This window comes from Pseudomonas costantinii (genome assembly GCF_001870435.1).
GTDB classification, from domain to species: domain Bacteria; phylum Pseudomonadota; class Gammaproteobacteria; order Pseudomonadales; family Pseudomonadaceae; genus Aquipseudomonas; species Aquipseudomonas costantinii.
In genome coordinates this window covers 246,171-263,604 of sequence record NZ_MDDR01000037.1, presented here as the reverse complement: position 1 = coordinate 263,604, position 17,434 = coordinate 246,171, and the positions used below count along the sequence as shown (strand labels likewise).

Annotated in this window: 17 protein-coding genes and 1 riboswitch; of the genes, 6 read left to right on the top strand and 11 right to left on the bottom strand. The window is 59.4% G+C overall.

Features of this window, described 5'->3' with window-relative positions; genetic code table 11:
- From BFL40_RS22625 to BFL40_RS22605, 5 genes are all read right to left on the bottom strand, one after another.
- Positions 1–2,730: a winged helix-turn-helix domain-containing protein gene (locus tag BFL40_RS22625; protein WP_071486009.1), complete on the bottom strand. Its 2,730-nt coding sequence runs from the start codon at positions 2,728–2,730 to the stop codon at positions 1–3.
- Positions 2,731–2,917: 187 nt separating this feature from the next.
- Positions 2,918–4,282 carry a DUF1329 domain-containing protein gene (locus BFL40_RS22620; RefSeq protein WP_071486008.1) on the bottom strand — a complete coding sequence of 455 codons (1,365 nt, stop codon included), beginning with the start codon at positions 4,280–4,282 and terminating at the stop codon, positions 2,918–2,920.
- A gap of 29 nt (positions 4,283–4,311) precedes the next feature.
- Positions 4,312–6,195 carry a DUF1302 domain-containing protein gene (locus BFL40_RS22615; protein WP_071486007.1) on the bottom strand — a complete coding sequence of 628 codons (1,884 nt, stop codon included), beginning with the start codon at positions 6,193–6,195 and terminating at the stop codon, positions 4,312–4,314.
- Between the two features lie 333 nt (positions 6,196–6,528).
- The gene (locus BFL40_RS22610; protein WP_071486006.1) at positions 6,529–8,211 is read right to left on the bottom strand and encodes a fatty acid--CoA ligase; all 1,683 of its coding nucleotides are present in this window, start codon (positions 8,209–8,211) and stop codon (positions 6,529–6,531) included.
- A 131-nt stretch (positions 8,212–8,342) separates the two neighbouring features.
- Positions 8,343–8,975, bottom strand: a complete 633-nt coding sequence (locus tag BFL40_RS22605; protein ID WP_071486005.1) for a LysE family translocator — start codon at positions 8,973–8,975, stop codon at positions 8,343–8,345.
- Positions 8,976–9,059: 84 nt separating this feature from the next.
- On the opposite strand from BFL40_RS22605, the gene BFL40_RS22600 reads away from it, so the two are divergent.
- From BFL40_RS22600 to BFL40_RS22590, 3 genes are all read left to right on the top strand, one after another.
- Positions 9,060–10,025, top strand: coding sequence for a 2-hydroxyacid dehydrogenase (locus tag BFL40_RS22600; protein ID WP_071486004.1), 966 nt, complete (start codon positions 9,060–9,062; stop codon positions 10,023–10,025).
- A 30-nt stretch (positions 10,026–10,055) separates the two neighbouring features.
- A complete protein-coding gene (locus BFL40_RS22595) occupies positions 10,056–11,054 on the top strand; it encodes a methyltransferase (protein WP_071486003.1) in 999 nt (332 codons plus the stop codon).
- A 50-nt stretch (positions 11,055–11,104) separates the two neighbouring features.
- A riboswitch (yybP-ykoY riboswitch) is annotated at positions 11,105–11,226 on the top strand.
- Positions 11,227–11,314: 88 nt separating this feature from the next.
- Entirely contained in the window at positions 11,315–11,899 is a 585-nt protein-coding gene (locus BFL40_RS22590) for a TMEM165/GDT1 family protein (protein WP_071486002.1), read from the top strand.
- Between the two features lie 135 nt (positions 11,900–12,034).
- On the opposite strand, the gene BFL40_RS22585 is transcribed toward BFL40_RS22590, so the two are convergent.
- The 4 genes from BFL40_RS22585 to BFL40_RS22570 form a co-directional block, all read right to left on the bottom strand.
- Positions 12,035–12,853 carry a M48 family metallopeptidase gene (locus BFL40_RS22585; RefSeq protein WP_071486001.1) on the bottom strand — a complete coding sequence of 273 codons (819 nt, stop codon included), beginning with the start codon at positions 12,851–12,853 and terminating at the stop codon, positions 12,035–12,037.
- Positions 12,854–13,002: 149 nt separating this feature from the next.
- Entirely contained in the window at positions 13,003–13,623 is a 621-nt protein-coding gene (locus tag BFL40_RS22580; RefSeq protein WP_071486000.1) for an SOS response-associated peptidase, read from the bottom strand.
- A gap of 37 nt (positions 13,624–13,660) precedes the next feature.
- Positions 13,661–13,921, bottom strand: coding sequence for a putative signal transducing protein (locus tag BFL40_RS22575; protein WP_071485999.1), 261 nt, complete (start codon positions 13,919–13,921; stop codon positions 13,661–13,663).
- 11 nt (positions 13,922–13,932) lie between these two features.
- Positions 13,933–14,112 carry a CPXCG motif-containing cysteine-rich protein gene (locus BFL40_RS22570; protein WP_071485998.1) on the bottom strand — a complete coding sequence of 60 codons (180 nt, stop codon included), beginning with the start codon at positions 14,110–14,112 and terminating at the stop codon, positions 13,933–13,935.
- A 131-nt stretch (positions 14,113–14,243) separates the two neighbouring features.
- On the opposite strand from BFL40_RS22570, the gene BFL40_RS22565 reads away from it, so the two are divergent.
- Positions 14,244–15,407 carry a 1-acyl-sn-glycerol-3-phosphate acyltransferase gene (locus BFL40_RS22565; RefSeq protein WP_174555582.1) on the top strand — a complete coding sequence of 388 codons (1,164 nt, stop codon included), beginning with the start codon at positions 14,244–14,246 and terminating at the stop codon, positions 15,405–15,407.
- A 118-nt stretch (positions 15,408–15,525) separates the two neighbouring features.
- Here the strand turns inward: BFL40_RS22565 and BFL40_RS22560 are convergent, their stop codons facing one another.
- The gene (locus tag BFL40_RS22560) at positions 15,526–15,783 is read right to left on the bottom strand and encodes a GNAT family N-acetyltransferase (RefSeq protein ID WP_071485996.1); all 258 of its coding nucleotides are present in this window, start codon (positions 15,781–15,783) and stop codon (positions 15,526–15,528) included.
- 174 nt (positions 15,784–15,957) lie between these two features.
- Between BFL40_RS22560 and BFL40_RS22555 the strand changes: the two genes are divergently transcribed.
- Positions 15,958–16,167, top strand: a complete 210-nt coding sequence (locus BFL40_RS22555; protein WP_071485995.1) for a hypothetical protein — start codon at positions 15,958–15,960, stop codon at positions 16,165–16,167.
- Positions 16,168–16,234: 67 nt separating this feature from the next.
- Here the strand turns inward: BFL40_RS22555 and BFL40_RS22550 are convergent, their stop codons facing one another.
- Positions 16,235–16,819, bottom strand: a complete 585-nt coding sequence (locus tag BFL40_RS22550) for a YajG family lipoprotein (protein ID WP_071485994.1) — start codon at positions 16,817–16,819, stop codon at positions 16,235–16,237.
- 182 nt (positions 16,820–17,001) lie between these two features.
- Here BFL40_RS22550 and BFL40_RS22545 point away from each other — a divergent pair, with 182 nt between their 5' ends.
- A complete protein-coding gene (locus BFL40_RS22545) occupies positions 17,002–17,235 on the top strand; it encodes a hypothetical protein (RefSeq protein WP_071485993.1) in 234 nt (77 codons plus the stop codon).
- Positions 17,236–17,434 lie beyond the last annotated feature (199 nt).

The following is a 17,434-nucleotide window of genomic DNA, read 5'->3' as shown; positions in this document are numbered from 1 at the left end:
TCAGACCAGCAAACCCATTGACTTGGCCCGCGCCACCGCCTGGGTTCGGCGCTCCACGCCTAACTTGCTGTTGATATGGCTGGCGTGGGTTTTCACTGTGTGCAGGGAGATGAACAGCTGATTGCTGATCTCCTGGTTTGAGCAGCCTTGGGCGATCAGTTGCAATACCGCCAGTTCGCGGGTGCTCAGGGTTTCGTGGCTGGACGAGGCCTCAACGACAACGACTGCCGGCAGAAGCGCCAGCAAGCTCTGGTTCAGCAAGCCATGCGGGTCTTTGCCGAGTTGTTCGCGCATCCAGTCCGGGTAACTTTCCAGCAGACGCTGGAAAGGTTGCAACGCACCACCAGCACCCGCCTCAAGAGCCTGGGCCACTATCCGCCGCGCCTTGGCTTCCTGGCCGCACTCCAACAGCAAATGCGCCTGCTGGGTCAGAGCCATCAAGGCAATCATCTGACGCCCACTGTTATGGGCCTGTTGCGCCAGCTCTTCGAGCCGTTGCAACGCCGCGGCGGGCTGATGGCGAGTGGCATCCAGCGCCGCCTGTTGCAGCTCGATATGTTGCGGCAGGTGCGGATGAAACTCCGGTGCGGCGGCCGCGTGCTCGCCGTTGTAAGTCTGCCCCAGCCGGGTCAACCAGGCGTCAGCCAGGTCTGTGCGGCCTTGGGCCAGCCACAACTCGCATTTGATCAGGGTGATCATCGCCAGGTAGTAGATCGGCGGCACATCCCAGATATGCATCAAGCGCTCGGCCTCAGCGAGTTCGGCGAAGGCTTTGGGAAAGTCATTGCGTCGCCCTTCAAAATTGGCGATGACGCAATGCCCGATCAGCACACTGATATCCCGGCAGGCGCGTGCTTCGCCGAGGCCCGCGCGCAGGCGGGCAAGGCCGGCGTCAGGCTGATAACGCACCAACAGCAAAAAACCTTCATAGAGTGATAACCGGGCGCGTACGGCGTACAGCCTCTGGGGCGCCAGGCCATGCAGCCGTTGCAAGCCCTGGCGGACTTCGTCCAGGGAACGCAGGATTTCGCCCCGCGCTTGTAAGACACGTGCCCGGTCGTAATGGGCCAAGGCTTCAAACAGCGGGTTGCCGACGCGCTGCGCCAGCTCAAGGGATTCGCGGTTCAGGCCACGGGCACGCCACAGGTCGGCGTCGACGATGGCCAGGTTGGAAAGGGTCGACAGACACATCAGGCGTTGGCCGTAGCGCTTGTGCGGCAGGCTCTCCAAAGCCTCGCCGCAATAGCGCTGGGTCAACTCGCGATCCCCTCGCCCCCGGGCAATGATCCCGCTCAGCGCCAGCCATTGGGCCAACATCGATTTTTGCGCAGTGGCCGACGGTGCCGGCAAGAAGCGGCTAAGGTAGCCGGACAACTCTTCTGCGGCATCCAACTGACAGGCCAGACCCAAGGCCCAGCTGTAGAGCACGATCAACCGCGGCGTGCTGATCAGCAGGCTGTCGGGCAAGTCCATTTTCCAGCGCAGCAGCATGCCGACATTCTGCTCCGCCAGCAGTTGCTCCTCCGACAGGTTCTGCACCAGGTTCGCCGCCACATCGAGGTGGCCCGCACGCAACGCTTGCTCCACCGCCTCATCAATCAAACCCTGGGCGTTGAACCAGCGACATGCACGCAGGTGAAGGCTGGCAATCGACAATGCGGCATTGCTTGCACGGCGAGTACGCAGCAAGTCGGAAAACAGATGGTGGTAGCGGAACCAGTGACCCTGCTCGTCCAGCGGCACCAGAAACACTTGATGAGCCTGCAAATAACGCAGGACTTCCGCGCTGTCGTGGGCCTCACGTACAGCGTCACACAGTTCGCTGCAAAAACGATCCTGGGGGGCGGTGTCGTACAAGAACGCTTGAACTTCTGCGGGCAGGCAGTCGATGACTTCTTCGAGCAGGTAATCACGAATCAGCCCTTCCCCGCCGTGCAGATTTTGCGGCAACGAACCTTCATTGCCCGCTTCGGAGACGGCCAGTAACCAGAAACGCAGACCGGCCACCCAACCCTCGCTGCGACGAATCAAGTTGTCCAAAGCCTCGCCGCGCAATGAGCTGCTATGCCGATCCAGCAAAGCCAGGGACTCGTCGTGGGTCAGGCGCAGGTCTTGTTCGTGCAGCTCCAGCAGGTGCCGCGACAACCGCAGTCGTGCCAGGTGCCAATCCGGGCGCTGGCGACTGGTGACCAGTACAACCAACCCATCGGGCAAATGATTGAGGAAAAACTGCAGGCAGCGATCAAGTACAGGGCCTTGGGCCAGATGGTAGTCATCCAGCACCAGCAATAAAGGCGCGCTTGTGGACAAATGCTCCGCCAGCTCATCGAGTAAACCATCAAGCCATTCCTCAAAGGCAAAGGGTTGATGGCGCTGACGCATTTTCAGCAAGCCCAAGGATTGAGCGCCGAGTTGCGGAAAGTATTGTTGTAAACCGTCGAGCAGGCGCTCGAGGAAACGGCCGGGGTCGCTATCCCGTGGGCTCAGGCCTAGCCACAGGCTTTGCCAATGCGCCGGCAGGCTCTGGCAGAACTCCACCGCCAACGAACTCTTGCCAAACCCGGCAGGCGCGCTGACCAGTAACAATCGCCCTTCCAGGCCAGCACTCAGCCGTTCGCACAGGCGCGGTCGCAGCACGTAGCCGTCAGGCAGCGGAGGCCTGTAGAAGCGCGCTTCCAGGGTCGGAATCACTGCGCTAGCAGGCCCTTGGATTCGGGACAGATCAGTCATCGCCGGGCTCTTGTAGAAGGCTGTTGTCGGCATTGCAGATGTCCGCAGACTAGCGGTAAAAGTGGTGGTTTTGTAGATCTTTGCAACATTTGCCTGAAAAAGAACTGCGACAAAAAATATCGCCACATAAAAAAGCCCCGAACCAGTCGGGGCTTCCTTCCGAGGATGCGGCCTCGGTTAACGCGGTTTAGCGAACACCGTCCTGGCGCAGGGCCGCTGGGGTGAAGTCGCTGGTGGTGGCGGTGAAGCCGAAGTCATAGGCCTGCTTCTCTTCGTTCTTCATGCCCAAGGCCAGGTAACGGCCGGACTGCAGGTCGTAGAGGGTTTCCAGGGCATACCACGGCACTTGCTTGTCGTAGTAGTTCTCGGCATGGGCTTCGGCGACGCGCCACAGTTGGCCACGGCCGTCGTAGTGGTCGATCACGGCAGCCTGCCAGGTGTCTTCGTCGATGAAGAAGTCACGCTTGGCGTAGATGTGACGCTGACCTTCCTTCAAGGTGGCGACCACATGCCAGACGCGGCGCAGCTCGTAACGCGCCAGGTCCTGGTTGATGTGGCCAGCCTTGATGATGTCGACGTATTTGAGCTTCGGATCGTCGAGCTTGTAGCTGTTGGAGGCGATGTAGATTTCTTTCTTGCCTTCAAGTTTCCAGTCGTAACGATCCGGTGCGCCGTTGTACATGTCGAGGTTGTCGGACGTCCGCAGGCCGTCGGCGGCAGTACCTGGGCCGTCATAGGACACTTGCGGTGCCCGACGCACACGGCGCTGACCCGCGTTGTAGACCCACGCCGAACGCGGCTCTTTCACTTGGTCCAGGGTTTCGTGCACCAGCAGCACACCACCGGCCAGACGCGCCGGGGCGGTCACTTGCTGCTTGAAGTAGAACAGCACGTTGCCCGGGTTTTTCGGGTCAAAGTCCTTCATCTTGTCGCGGAACACGAACTGGTCGCGGAAGTACACCAGGCTGAACGAGCCGTTGGTTTGCGGGGTAGCCTGGGTCACCAGACGGGTCACACTGCCACCGCGATAACGGGTGATGTGGTTCCAGATGACTTCGACGCCGCTTTTAGGAATCGGGAACGGCACGGCGGTTTCGAAGTTCTCCAGGCCATTGCCGCCGGACACCAGGTTGGTGTTGGTGGCGTTCTTCTTGATGGCGGCAAACACATCAGCCGGCACGGTTGCGCCGCGATGGGTCGGGTAGACCGGCATCTTGAAGGTGTCCGGGTAACGCTTGAACATCGCGTACTGCCCTGGGGCCAGCTTGTCTTTGTACTGCTCGACGTTCTGCGCGGTGATGGTGAACTGCGGTTGTTCGCTGGCGTAAGGGTTGGCCAGGAAACCCCGGGCGTCGACGGCACCGGCGTTGGTGGGCAGTGGCGACCATTTTGGGATGGTGCCTGCCGCGTTACCGGCCATCTCGGCGCCCATCGGAGTCAGGGTCGTACCCAGCTTGGCGGCTTCATCCGCCGACACTGCCGCCATGACGTTGCTCGCCAGGATCGACAGCCCAAGCACACCCACGTGCAACAGACTTTTAGTTATTTTCATGTTCTGGTTCTTCCTGAAATACAGTGTGCTTAGAAGTTCACGCCAACGCTCAGAGCAATAAAGTCGCGGTCATCCACGGTGCTGTAGTCCCCACCAAAGAAGTTGGTGTAGTTCAGGCTCGCGGTGTAGGTGTTCTGGTATTCAGCATCCAGACCCAGGCTGACGGCCTTGCGACCTTCTTCGAAGTTGCCGCCAGGGCCAGGCGAGTAGCCTTTCACATCGTGAGACCAGGCAATGTTCGGCTTGAGGTTCACACCGGCAAATACATCCGGGTATTCCCAGATGGCCCGGCCACGGTAGCCCCAGGAAGTGGCGGTGGTGAAGCCGTCGTTATTGCAGTTGGTGTTCAGACTCGACGCGTTAGGCAGCCCTGCGCCCTGAGCTGTCGAGTTGTTGAGGGCAGCGCACGCACCGTTAGGCAAAGTGCCTGGGCCAAACACCGGATCACGACCGTAACGGACCTTGGACTTGCTCTCCAAACCACCGACATAAGTCATACCGATTTCACCCACCAGCGTCAGGCGACTTGCCCCCATGACCTGATCGAAGAAGTGCGTGAACGTGGTTTGAAGCTGAGTGATTTCCTTACGACGATAACCATCGAGGTCTTGCCCTGGAACACCCCTCAACAGCGAAGCATTACCCAACAGCGGGCCACCCAGCGGCACCACGCCTGCGTACAAGATATCGGTAGAGTTCAACTGCACCGGCGCATTCGGCCGATAGCTCAATTCACCGCTCCACGCCGTGCCTGTAGGCAAGGTGGTCGAGAAGCTCAAACCGTAGAGACGAATGTCTTCCGGGTAATCAACGAAGTAATTGGAGTTACCTGCGACCACCAGCGGAGCAAGCGCGCCAAAAGGCCCCAAGCCACCGGAGCGGATACGGTCATACACCGACTGCGGAGCGCCGTGTGCACTGAATATCGGCGCCCGGCTGTGGTAGTTCATGAAGTACGCGCCGAACTCGGTATCGAGCGGCTCGAAGTTGTAACGCAGCGCTACACCAAACTGGCCGCTATCCCTCGCGTTATGGTTTGCACCACGACGAACCAGAACACCTTCTTCGTTCACGTCCACGCCATTTCTTGCGAGCAACGGCAAAGTAGCCGACGGCACTGGAATCGTCGAACGCTTGTTGAGAACCCGCAGGTTATCGTTACAACCGGTGGTAATAATGTCCGGCTGCGAGAAGAAGGTCCCGCAGTTATCAGTAACGGTCTTGTCCCAGCCAATCTGATAGAAGCCCTCAGCCGACAAGTTATCGGTCAAGGTCTGCGACAGGTAGAACATGTTGACCGGAATCAGGCCTTCCTTGATTTCAGCCCCTGGACGACGGAACGCGGACACGTCAATCGGGTTGATGGCGTTGATACCGCCACCAATAAAGGTGCTTTCACCCCAGCTCACCACCTGCTTACCCAAACGCACGGAACCCGGCTCATCGGCAATCGAGTAGTTGTGGTAGACGAAGGCGTCGAGAATCTGCGCGCCGGAAGATCTGGCCCCCGTTGGTCGATGCTCGTTACTGACGTTCTTGAAGTCCAGGTCTTCATTTTGCAGCGCGAAGTCATACCAGTACTTGCCCCGGACAAATACGCCGGTATCGCCGTATTTCAACTCAAGGTCATGGATACCCTTGAAGATCTTCGAGAAGGCATCGCCCTTGTCGAAGTTCAGGTGACCGTCATCAGACGTTTGCGACAACCCTCTGCCACCGTTGTTAACGCCGATCAGGTCTTTATTGCGACCGGCAGTCGACCAGCTCGCCCCTACCGACAGGGATGAGTCAAAGCTACCTTCGATTTCACCAATGTTGAAACTGACGCCGAATGCGGGCCCGGCGAGCGTAGAAGCGAGACTGACGGCCAGGGGCAATCTCGCCCGGCGCCAGAACTGGTTTACTGAGGTCATCGACGCTACTCCATGTGCATTATTGTTATGGCAGTGAGTTCTTTCTTCTGGATGCATGTAACGGCCGGAATACAACGATTCCAATGCCGCACGGCAACCGAGCCCCCATGGCCCGAAGCGCAACATCCTTGAAAAACTCTGGAAGGGACTATAGCCAGCAGGGGGTACCGCTTGATCCCTCTAAAGTGTGATTTGCATCACCAACCCGTCTGCCACAGCCCTTTCGCCACGCCGACGAAGGTCGACGCGGCAAGGATGGCTGAAAATCGGTAAATCACAAGTGAAGGCGCAAGATAGAGCATTGCCGCGCCCGGACGGGCGCGGCGAGAGGCCTCAAAGGGTGGACAGGAACGTGCTGTTGTTGGCCTGCCATTCAATGATGTCAACGCGGATACGTTTTTTGTCGAGCTTGCCGACACTGGTCTTGGGAATTTCAGTAACAACGGCGATCTGACTCGGAATCGCCCACTTGCTCAAATGGCCCAATTCGACGAAGGGCTTGAGATGTTCCTTGAGCTCGCGGGCATCTATCACATGGCCATCACGCACTACCAGCAACGCAAATGGGCGTTCGCCCCATTGCGGGTCGGCGATGCCCACTACCGCTACTTCACGTACCGCCGGGTGACGGCTGACCAGGTCTTCGAGGGCCAGGGAGGAAATCCACTCGCCGCCGGTCTTGATCACGTCCTTGATGCGGTCGCGGATATCGATCACCCCGAAAGCATCGAGGGTGGCCACATCGCCCGTGTGCATCCAGCCGCCGGCCCACAGCTCGGCGCCCTTCTGTGGCTCGTTGAAATAACCTTCGCTGAGCCACGGCGCACGCAGCACCAGCTCGCCCTGAGACTCGCCATCAGCGGGCAAGAAGTTGCCATCGCTGTCGATGATCGCCGCTTCCACCAATGGCCCGGGCACGCCAGCCTTGATGCGGTAAGTGGTGCGTTCATCTTCGCTGCCGGCCATCAACTCTTCGTTGAGGTGGGCACAGGACACCAGCGGCCCGGTCTCGGACATACCGTACGCAGCGGTCAGTTGAATGCCACGCGCCTTGGACGCTTCATACAGCGTGCGGTTGAGCGCGCTGCCGCCGATGACGATTTTCCAACCGCCAAAGTCCACGCCCTGGGCAGCCTTGGCGTTGAGCAGCATTTGCAGAATGGTCGGTACGCAGTGGGAGAAGGTGACCTTTTCCTTGCGCCACAACTCCACCAGGTATTCCGGGTCGTAACGGCCAGGGTAGACCTGCTTCAGGCCGAGCATGGTCGCCACATACGGCAGGCCCCAGGCATGCACGTGGAACATCGGCGTGATCGGCATGTACACGTCGTTGGTGCCCAACAGGCGCACGCTGTCGACACTGCCCATGATGGTTGCCACGCCGATGGTATGCAGCACCAGTTGGCGATGGGTGAAGTACACCCCTTTCGGGTTGCCGGTGGTGCCGGTGGTGTAGAAGGTGGTGGCGACGGAGTTTTCGTCGAAGTCCTGGAAGTCGTACTTGGGGCTGGCGGCCGCCAGCAGGGTTTCGTACTCGCCGACCAAGTGGGGCAACTCGGCGGTTTTGGAGTCGCCGTCGGTCAGCAGCAAGGTCTTGTCGACCGTGGTCAGGTGCCCGGCGATGGCCTGATAGAGGCCCACAAATTCGCTGTTGACCAGTACAAAGCGGTCTTCGGCATGGTTCATGGTGTAGAGGATCTGTTCCGGTGACAGGCGCACGTTGATGGTGTGAATCACCGCACCAATCATCGGAATGGCGAACATGCATTCCAGGTAACGATGGCTGTCCCAATCCATCACCGCGACGGTGTCACCAGCCTTGACCCCGGCTTCGGTCAGCACATTGGCCAGGCGAGCGACGCGCTCGATCAGGGTCGGGTAGGTGTAGCGCAGTTTGTCGCGGTAGATAATTTCCCGGGTCTTCTCGTAACGGGTCCCGGACATCAACAGGCGTTTGATCAAGAGCGGGTATTGGTAAGCGCCTTCGGCGGGCGGGATAACACGGGTCTGCAACATACGAATCCCTTATATGACTGCACGGTCTTGGCTTGAAGACCTGCACTGTAGAGACCTTATGTGTCAGCCAAATCAGCCAAAGGAATGATTTGCAGACCCCAGTGAATGCTAGCTTTGCGCCAGCATTCGACTTATTTGATACTGGTAAACGCCAACTTCACACCGATGGCAATCAGCACCGCGCCCATGGTCCGGTCGAACCAGTGGCCCATGCGCGCAAAACCGGCGCGAACACGCTGCTGGCTGAACAACATGGCCACCAGGCAGAACCACAACGCCGTCGCCACCGCCAGGTACACGCCGTAACCGGCCTGGATCGCCAGCGGTGTGTGGGGGTTGATCACCACAGTGAACAGCGACAAGAAGAACAGCGTGGCCTTGGGGTTCAAGCCATTGGTCACAAAGCCCGAGGTGAACGCGCCGCGAGCAGTGCGCTCACCCACTTCGCGATGCAGGTCATCTTCGCCGGCAGGCTTGGCCGGCTGCGCGCGCAGGGCCTTGAAGCCGATGTACAGCAGGTAAGCGGCTGCCGCCCATTTCAACGCGTTGAACAGCACGATGGACTGGGACACGATCAAACCAATGCCGAGCAACGAATAACCCACGTGCAGGAAAATCGCCGAACCGACACCCAAGGCAGTCCACGTACCGGCGCGACGGCCATGGGTAACACTCTCGCGCACCACCACGGCGAAATCCGGGCCGGGGCTGGCTACCGCCAACAAGTGAATCAAGGCTACGGTCAAAAACTCGGCGACGTACATGCTCACTCCATTAAGTAACTGATTATTTCATCTGATAGGCTCGGCAGATTACGCCTTCGAACCCAGTCGCAAAAGGTACAGTTGATGACGAACAATCGCCGCGCCGTCTTCCTTGATCATCCGTCCCTGGACCTGGGAGACCTCGACCTCAGCGAACTGCGAAACTGCTTCAGCGACTTGCAGTTGTTTGAGCAAACTACACCGCAGAATGTGGTCGAACGCCTGCAAGGCGCCCAAGTCGCCATCAGCAACAAGATCGCCCTTAACACCGAAACCCTGGCGGCCTGCCCTGAGCTCAAGTTGATCCTGGTGTCGGCCACCGGCACCAACAACGTCGACCTCGCCGCCGCCCGCGCCCACGGCATCACGGTGAGCAACTGCCAGGGCTACGGCACGCCGTCGGTGGCGCAACACACGATCATGCTGCTGCTCAACCTGGCGACGCGCTTGAACGACTATCAACGCGACGTCAGCGCCGGCAGGTGGCAAGAAGCCAAGCAATTCTGCCTGCTGGATTACCCGATTGTTGAGCTGGAGGGCAAAACCCTCGGCCTGCTCGGCCATGGTGAACTGGGTCGTGCCGTGGCACGCCTGGCCGAAGCCTTTGGCATGCGCGTAGTGCTCGGCGCGATTCCGGGCCGCCCTGCCCGTGCCGACCGCGTGCCGCTGGATGAACTGCTGGCGCAGGTCGATGCGTTGACCCTGCACTGCCCGCTCAACGATCACACCCGCAACTTTATCGGCGCCCGCGAGCTGGCGTTGCTCAAGCCTGGCGCGTTTATCGTCAACACGGCACGCGGCGGTTTGATCAACGAACAAGCGCTGGCGGACGCCTTGCGCAACGGCCACCTGGGCGGTGCGGCGACCGATGTACTGAGCGTGGAGCCACCGGTGAATGGCAACCCGCTGTTGGCCGGTGACATTCCTCGGTTGATCGTCACGCCCCACAACGCCTGGGGCAGCCGCGAAGCGCGACAGCGTATCGTCGGCCAATTGGCTGAAAACGCCCGGGGCTTTTTCAGCGGCGCCCCGCTGCGCGTCGTCAGTTGATAAACTGCGCCCCTTTTCAAGGAGCAGACCATGGATCCGCGCAGTGAAGTACTGCTTCGTCAGGCCGAACTTTTTCAAGGCAACTTGCTGCTGGTCGGCCTGCCCGCCGACGACCTGCTAGGTCGCCTGCCCAACGCCCACGGCTGGTGCTGGCACGCCGGTGACCAGGCGGCGCTGGATGCACGTTTCCCCGAGCGCAGCCAGTTCGGTGTGAACGTGCCCGAGCGTTCATTTGATGCAGCGGTGATTTTCCTGCCCAAATCCAAGGACCTCACCGACTACCTGCTCAACGCCGTGGCTGCGCGCCTGCCGGGCGCCGAGCTGTTTCTGGTGGGGGAGAAAAAAGGCGGTATCGAAAGCGCCGCCAAACAGATGCTTCCCTTCGGCAAACCGCGCAAGCTCGATAACGCGCGGCACTGCCAGCTGTGGCAAGTCACCGTGGCCAACGCGCCACAAGCGGTCGAATTGGAGAGCCTCGCCCAAGTTTTCGAAGTCCCGCTGGCCGAAGGGCCTCTCAAGGTGGTGAGCCTGCCGGGCGTATTCAGCCACGGTCGCCTGGATCGCGGCACCGAGTTGTTGCTGGAACATTTGGACAAGCTACCCAGCGGTCATCTGCTGGACTTCGGTTGTGGCGCGGGGGTGCTAGGCGCTGCGGTCAAACGTCGCTACCCGCATAACAGCGTAACCCTGCTGGATGTAGATGCGTTTGCCGCCGCCAGCAGTCGCCTGACATTGGCCGCCAACGGTCTGGAAGCCGAGGTGTTAACCGGTGACGGCATCGACGCAGCACCCATGGGTTTGAACGCGATTTTAAGCAACCCACCGTTCCACGTCGGGGTACACACCGATTATTTCGCCACTGAAAACCTGCTGCGAAAAGCAGCTAAACATCTGGCAAAAGGTGGCGAACTTCGCTTGGTTGCGAATAGTTTCCTCAAGTACCAGCCGCTGATCGAAGAGCACTTGGGCGTGTGTGCAATCAAGGCAGAAGGCAATGGTTTCCGCATTTACCGTGCCAAGCGCGGCTGACGAGCGTTTGAAAAAGAAGGCTTGCCGAATGGATTTTGCCTAGGCAGAATCCGCTCCGTCCTAGGGGAGTAGTCTCCCACGAGCGCCACGCTCGTCCGGCATACGTCAACATACTTGGTCAACAGACCATGGCGTATGCGACCCAGGAGTCCGCACAGACGGACCGGGGTTTGACAAGACCTATGACACGCACACCTTACCCGGGGCGGGAAGGCTGTACGTGTCATAGCCGTGTCGACCCGCCCCCGGAAACTTACCTGATGCTGGATTCATTACTCGTTCCTACCGCAATCGTTGCCTTGGCCGAAATTGGCGACAAGACGCAACTGCTCGCACTCATCCTTGCTGCACGCTTTCGCAAACCTTGGCCAATCATCGCCGGCATCGTCGCCGCGACCTTGGCCAACCATGCGGCGGCCGGTGCCGTGGGGGCCTGGTTCGGAAGCTTCTTCTCGGATGCGGTGTTGCATTGGATCCTCGCGGCGAGCTTCTGCGCCACGGCGTTGTGGACCCTGGTGCCGGACAAACTCGACGACGACGAAGCCAGTACCACGCGCAAATTCGGGCCATTCCTGACCACACTGATTGCATTCTTCCTCGCGGAAATCGGCGACAAGACGCAGATCGCCACGGTGATGCTGGCGGCACAGTACCCCGAATTGTGGCTGGTGATTATCGGCACCACCCTGGGCATGCTGATTGCCAACGTGCCGGTGGTATTGGCGGGGAGTTTTGCGGCTGAGAAACTGCCGCTGACCTTGATTCGTCGACTGGCGGCCACGGCGTTTTTCATCCTGGCGGTGGTGGCGGTTTACAAAGCCATGCAGAGCAGCGGCTGGATCTAAACCTCATGATCGTTCCCACGCTCCGCGTGGGAACGCCGCACCTGACGCTCTGCGTCGGCTCCTGGAGGCGTGACGCAGAGCGTCACAGGATGCATTCCCACGCGGAGCGTGGGAACGATCACAAGGCTTGGATTATCAGGACTTCTTGGCCTGCTGGTAGAGCGGCATCACTTTTGGAATCGCCGCTTGCAACGAGGCAATTCGGCTATCGGAAGCCGGGTGAGTACTCATGAACTCAGGTGGCGCGCCTTCCGAAGCCTTGGCCATCTTGTTCCACAACGTGATGGCTGCATTTGGGTTGTAGCCGGCGCGGGCCGACAGTTCCAAGCCGATCAGGTCCGCTTCGTTTTCGTTGGCGCGACTGTTGGGCAAGGTCATACCGTAGTTGGCCACGGTATCGGCCAATGCCATGCTGTCCTGACCCAGGCCGAACAAGGCACCGGCGCCCTGCTTGGCCATCTGAATGCCGTAAGCCTTGGACATGGCTTCACGGCCGTGTTCGCGCAAAGCGTGGGCAATTTCATGCCCCATTACCGCAGCCAGTTCGTCATCGGTGAGCTTGAGGTTGTCGATCAACGCGCTGTACACAAAGATCTTGCCGCCAGGCCCGCAGTTGGCGTTCATCTCATCGCTCTTGATCAGGTTCACTTCCCACTTCCATTGCGCCGCATCCGGACGGAAGGTAGGCGCCTGGGCGATCAAGCGATTGGCAATGGCCTGCACGCGCTTGGCGTTGGCACTGGTCTTGTCCACCAAGCCTTTACCACTGGCTTCACCCAACGTCTGCTGATAGGACTGGGCGTACATCTGGTCGACTTCCTGGCTCGACAGCATGCTGAACATGTACTGCTTGCGCTCTACCCCAACGGCACCGCCACTGGTGGTGTTAACCGACTGGCAACCGGCCAACAGCATCGCTACAACCAATCCACTTATCGCCAATGACTTCTTCATGAACACGCTCCCTGAAAACATGGCGCGTATCGTAGGCGGTCATTTGTATCGGCGCCAGATACAACAGACGTGTAACCGCTGAATTTCGGATACATCCTACACACCAGCAACGGCGGTTGATTAATCAGCTCAAGGTTTCAGATCAGCCCTCAACCCGGCGTCAAACACTCAGGCCCATTCAGCTTCGGATCATTCACCATATTGGCCAATACCCGCTCACGCAGAGCGGCAGGCTCACTGGCCAACAAGGCCTGAAGCACAGGCAACGGCGTCTCGGGATTCAACCAAGCCTCCTGCCCCGCCGCATCCAGAATCAGCGGCCGCCGCTGACTCTGCGCCGCCTGAGTCACCACCGCCGTGCTCAACCACACCTGTTCCTGCACCGGATAGGCTTCCCAGATCGCCGCAAAAAACAGGGTCGAGCCCTCCCCCGGCGTCAGCCAATAGGGGCGCTTGCGCTGAGTGCCACGCCACTCGTAAAAACCGTTGGCCGGCAGCAGGCAGCGGCGCTGGCGAAACGCCTCGCGAAACATCGGTTGCTCAGCCAGGGTTTCGGCGCGGGCATGGGCCGGGGTACGGGAAAGATCGGTCAGCCAGGGCGGCGTGAGCCCCCAGCGGGCGCGCGCCAGGGTGCACTGGCCGTCAGTGGCACGCTGGATCAGCACCGAATCATTGGGGGAGATGTTCCACTGGGCCTGCTGGTCGACCGGAAAGCCCGGCAAGGCAGCAAAGGCGGGGTTCCAGCGAAACAGGGCATAACGTCCACACATGGGGTAACACGACTCTTGGGGTAAACCGACCGACAGCCTAACAGACCAACACGTCGGGGAAGCTGTCGGGTTCATCACCGGGCAGGGGTTGCGCGCCGATGTAGCCGGTAATCAGCTCGCGGGCGTAGACGGCCTGATCGTTGTCCACTTCCAACCCCAGCAGCCCGAAAATCGGCAGCTCGCCGGTGCCACCGAGCAAATGGCGCCCCACCAAATGCGCCTCGATCCCCTCGCTGGCGAGCATCTGCTGCAGCAACTCGCCCTCCATCAGGTTTTCAGGTTCATAAATTCGCTGCATGGGCGTACCTGTTATTCGTTTTCGCTGCGCACGTTCAGCATCCATTCGTTTCCGTGCACCTGGAGTTCAAAAGTAATCGGCCGGCAGCACACCGGGCAATCTTCTATATATTCCTGATCGCCTGCGGACAGGTCCAGCAACGCCGTGACCACCTCTCCACAATAAGGACATTCGTACGACTCCTCTTCCATCGCGGTCTCCCAGGTGACTTGTGCGTATAATCGCCGGTCTATTTACAGGGCCATTCTCGGCAACGCCAATACTGCGGCCGCACCCTGATACTTCCTTTACTTACCCTAGCCGTTTCTAACAAGAGAGCATGATGGGCGAATTCGATACCATCCGACCTTACAACGACAGCGAAGTCCCGGCGGTGCTGGCACGTCTGTTCAGTGACAAGGCCTTTCTGGACATCCTGACCCACTTCCGCTTCCCGCGCTTTGCAGGCGCCCTGGGCTGGCTGCTCAAGCCGATGATCGCCCGCAAACTGCGCCGTGAGTTCGCCGGTGTCACCACCGTGGCAACGCTCCAGGACAAAGTCGAGTATTACGTCGATCACACCATTGATCGGGCGACCGACGGCGTGACCTACACCGGCGTCGAGCAGCTCAAGTCCGGCACCGCCTACCTGTTTTTGGCCAACCATCGCGACATCGTGATGGACCCGGCCTTCGTCAACTACGCCGTGTACCACGCCGGTTTGCCGACGCCACGCATCGCCATCGGCGACAACCTGCTGCAAAAGCCGTTTGTCAGCGACCTGATGCGCCTGAACAAGAGTTTTATCGTGCACCGCTCGATCACTGGCCGAAAGGAAAAGATGGCGGCGTACCAACTGCTGTCGGCCTACATCAACCATTCGATCCGCAACGATTGCCAGTCGATCTGGATCGCCCAAGCCGAAGGCCGTGCCAAGGATGGGGATGATCGCACCGAATCGGCGATCCTCAAGATGTTCCACGTCAGCCGCAAGGACGAGCCGTTTGCCGAGGTGATCCAGTCGTTGAACCTGACGCCGGTTTCCATCAGTTACGAATACGACCCGTGCGATGCAGCCAAGGCCCGCGAGTTGTACGTCCGCGCCACCACCGGCACCTACAGCAAGGCGCCGGGCGAAGACGATGTGAGCATTGCCTTGGGCATCACCGGCTACAAGGGCCGGGTGCACGTGAACTTTGCGCCGCCGATCACCGAGCGCTTTGAAGACACCAAGCTGCTGGCCGTGGAAATGGACCGACAGATTCTCGGTGGCTATCGGTTATTCCCGGTGCACTACCTGGCGTACGCGCAGTGGAACGACGCTGACCCACAATTGCAGGTGCCGACGGCAGCCGAGGTCTTCCCGGCCGATGAGTTGGCCAAGGCGAAAGCGGAGTGGGAACGGAGGCTGAACGAATGCCCGGCAGAGCACCGACCGTTTTTGGTGGTGCAATATGCAACGCCTGTGCGTAATCAGTATCGAGTTAAAGCCGGGATCCCTCTGTAAACACCGAAACAAAATGTGGGAGCTGGCTTGTCGGCGATAGCATCACTACGGTCTGACGGATAGACCGAGGTGTCTGTATCGCAGGCAAGCCAGCTCCCACATTTGCTTTGCGGTGTTCTTAAAGGTGGGTGCTGAGCCAAGACGTCGCCAGTGCCAGCCCAAGAAAGGCAAACCCGACGCGGTAAGCCAGGCGATGCGCCCGTTCGGTGCGCACATCCAGAAACAACATCGGTTGGTCGATCGCGCGATCTTCGCTTCGTGCGGCCAGCTCGGCCATCGCGCGCTGCGCTCGCAGGCGGGTAATGAACAGCAGCGCCGAACTCGGGCAGGCGACCAACAAAGCGGCAGCATTGATAAGCAGTGCGGGCGGTGCCATCGCAAACCTCGGAGAATCAGTGTCAGAGTATCAATTCAGATACAAACCTGAATGATATCCGCCTCCTGCGACTACCGGCTCCAATAACCGCCAATGTATCCAGTAATTTGCGGCGTCACCTGAACGTCACCTTAACAAGCCACTCTGTTGCCCTTCGACGCTTAGGAGCTTGTCATGTTGCACGCGCAAAACCAGGATCGGCTGTATCTGATTGCCCAAAGCGACGAGCAGGAGGCACTGGTCGGCGGTCTGGCATTCAACGTCCAGGACCGCCACTGGCTGGTGTATTGCGCCCTCGGAGGGCACCAGCATGCGGACTTGCCGGAGGCGGACTTGTTGACCGGGGTGAGCCTGCTGGACTTCTGTATCGACACCGCGGCGTGAAACTGCAGGTACAAAAAAACCGGACTCATCACTGAGCCCGGTTTTTTTGTGAACAGCTTGTCGGCAGTTACTGCGAGCTGAGCAGTTGGCCGATGCTTGGATCCTTAAACAGACGGGTCAGTGCATCGCTCAGCACATCGCTGACCAGCTTGGTATTGGTTTCCTCGTTCGGCGACATACCAAAGCGCTGGTTCAGGGAGGCACCGTAGCGGCCGCTGTAGCGACGCGTGCCAGCACTGACGTCGGACTTGAATGCCGCGCCGATGGTGGCTTCAGTCACATACAGGCCTTCCTTCGGCGACTGATATTTCAGTTCGGCCAAGGTGATGGTCAATTGAGGAGCGCCTGGCGAGTTGGCCGGGGTGAAACCCAGCAGGCGCACGGCAGCTTCAGCCTGGGCTTGCAGCTTGGGGAGCACGTCTTGGCCGGTCACTGAAATAAGGGCGGTCTCCGGGTAGAGACCACCACGGGAACCGAGGGTTGGCGATGGACGACCATCCACCACACGCACCGATACCGGCTGGCCGTGGCCGACCGGGGCCAGCTGCGTGGTGATTTTCGGTTGCGGGCTGAGTTGTTGCGGGCTGTTGGCGCAGCCAACCAGGGTCAAACTGGTCACAGTGATCAAACCGAACAACAGGCGTTGCAACATACTCATTTCTCCAGGACTAGGTGCAAACAGGCCGCCAGTATAACGGTGCACGTGCGCCACTCACCAGCAATCCTGAACGGCAGCTGAAGGCATGTTGAAATTACAATTTCGTATAAATCCGTCATTCCAATGTCATGGCACACTGGCATTCTTCGAGCATGTAACGTAACAGGTACAAAGCCATGCGCCTTCTCAAAACGCTGTTCATGCCACACGCCCGCCATCGCAACTATGCCCTGCTCGACGCACATGGTCATTGCCTGGCGTTTAAGCAGTGCAGCCTGCCGCCCGTCGGCGAGGGCTGGGTAGAAGTCGCAGAAACTCACCTGGGCTGGATGCACCGCCCGCTGCCGGCCAGTGCGCGGGTCTGCCCACAGGTCGTGCTTGCACAACCACAGCAAGCACTGGTCTCCTGACTGGAGCACTAATAAAAGTCATAAAACACACCCATTTCCTTGGCGTTCTTCGCTACAATCTCCCCCCGATTATAAGGACGTCTCCTGATCGGGCCTCGCAACATCGTTAATGCCTCGGTATTAACTCAAAAATCGCCCACAGAGAGCCGCCCACACAGATCGAGTGAAGCTGGCGCGCTTGCTGTTTTCGTTGCAAACC

What these genes read in the sequence shown, in the direction of transcription:
- BFL40_RS22625 (WP_071486009.1), bottom strand. Translation starts at nt 2,730, where the DNA reads ATGACTGATCTGTCCCGAATCCAAGGGCCTGCTAGCGCAGTGATTCCG.
- BFL40_RS22620 (WP_071486008.1), bottom strand. Translation starts at nt 4,282, where the DNA reads ATGAAAATAACTAAAAGTCTGTTGCACGTGGGTGTGCTTGGGCTGTCG.
- BFL40_RS22615 (WP_071486007.1), bottom strand. Translation starts at nt 6,195, where the DNA reads ATGACCTCAGTAAACCAGTTCTGGCGCCGGGCGAGATTGCCCCTGGCC.
- BFL40_RS22610 (WP_071486006.1), bottom strand. Translation starts at nt 8,211, where the DNA reads ATGTTGCAGACCCGTGTTATCCCGCCCGCCGAAGGCGCTTACCAATAC.
- BFL40_RS22605 (WP_071486005.1), bottom strand. Translation starts at nt 8,975, where the DNA reads ATGTACGTCGCCGAGTTTTTGACCGTAGCCTTGATTCACTTGTTGGCG.
- BFL40_RS22600 (WP_071486004.1), top strand. Translation starts at nt 9,060, where the DNA reads ATGACGAACAATCGCCGCGCCGTCTTCCTTGATCATCCGTCCCTGGAC.
- BFL40_RS22595 (WP_071486003.1), top strand. Translation starts at nt 10,056, where the DNA reads ATGGATCCGCGCAGTGAAGTACTGCTTCGTCAGGCCGAACTTTTTCAA.
- BFL40_RS22590 (WP_071486002.1), top strand. Translation starts at nt 11,315, where the DNA reads ATGCTGGATTCATTACTCGTTCCTACCGCAATCGTTGCCTTGGCCGAA.
- BFL40_RS22585 (WP_071486001.1), bottom strand. Translation starts at nt 12,853, where the DNA reads ATGAAGAAGTCATTGGCGATAAGTGGATTGGTTGTAGCGATGCTGTTG.
- BFL40_RS22580 (WP_071486000.1), bottom strand. Translation starts at nt 13,623, where the DNA reads ATGTGTGGACGTTATGCCCTGTTTCGCTGGAACCCCGCCTTTGCTGCC.
- BFL40_RS22575 (WP_071485999.1), bottom strand. Translation starts at nt 13,921, where the DNA reads ATGCAGCGAATTTATGAACCTGAAAACCTGATGGAGGGCGAGTTGCTG.
- BFL40_RS22570 (WP_071485998.1), bottom strand. Translation starts at nt 14,112, where the DNA reads ATGGAAGAGGAGTCGTACGAATGTCCTTATTGTGGAGAGGTGGTCACG.
- BFL40_RS22565 (WP_174555582.1), top strand. Translation starts at nt 14,244, where the DNA reads ATGGGCGAATTCGATACCATCCGACCTTACAACGACAGCGAAGTCCCG.
- BFL40_RS22560 (WP_071485996.1), bottom strand. Translation starts at nt 15,783, where the DNA reads ATGGCACCGCCCGCACTGCTTATCAATGCTGCCGCTTTGTTGGTCGCC.
- BFL40_RS22555 (WP_071485995.1), top strand. Translation starts at nt 15,958, where the DNA reads ATGTTGCACGCGCAAAACCAGGATCGGCTGTATCTGATTGCCCAAAGC.
- BFL40_RS22550 (WP_071485994.1), bottom strand. Translation starts at nt 16,819, where the DNA reads ATGTTGCAACGCCTGTTGTTCGGTTTGATCACTGTGACCAGTTTGACC.
- BFL40_RS22545 (WP_071485993.1), top strand. Translation starts at nt 17,002, where the DNA reads ATGCGCCTTCTCAAAACGCTGTTCATGCCACACGCCCGCCATCGCAAC.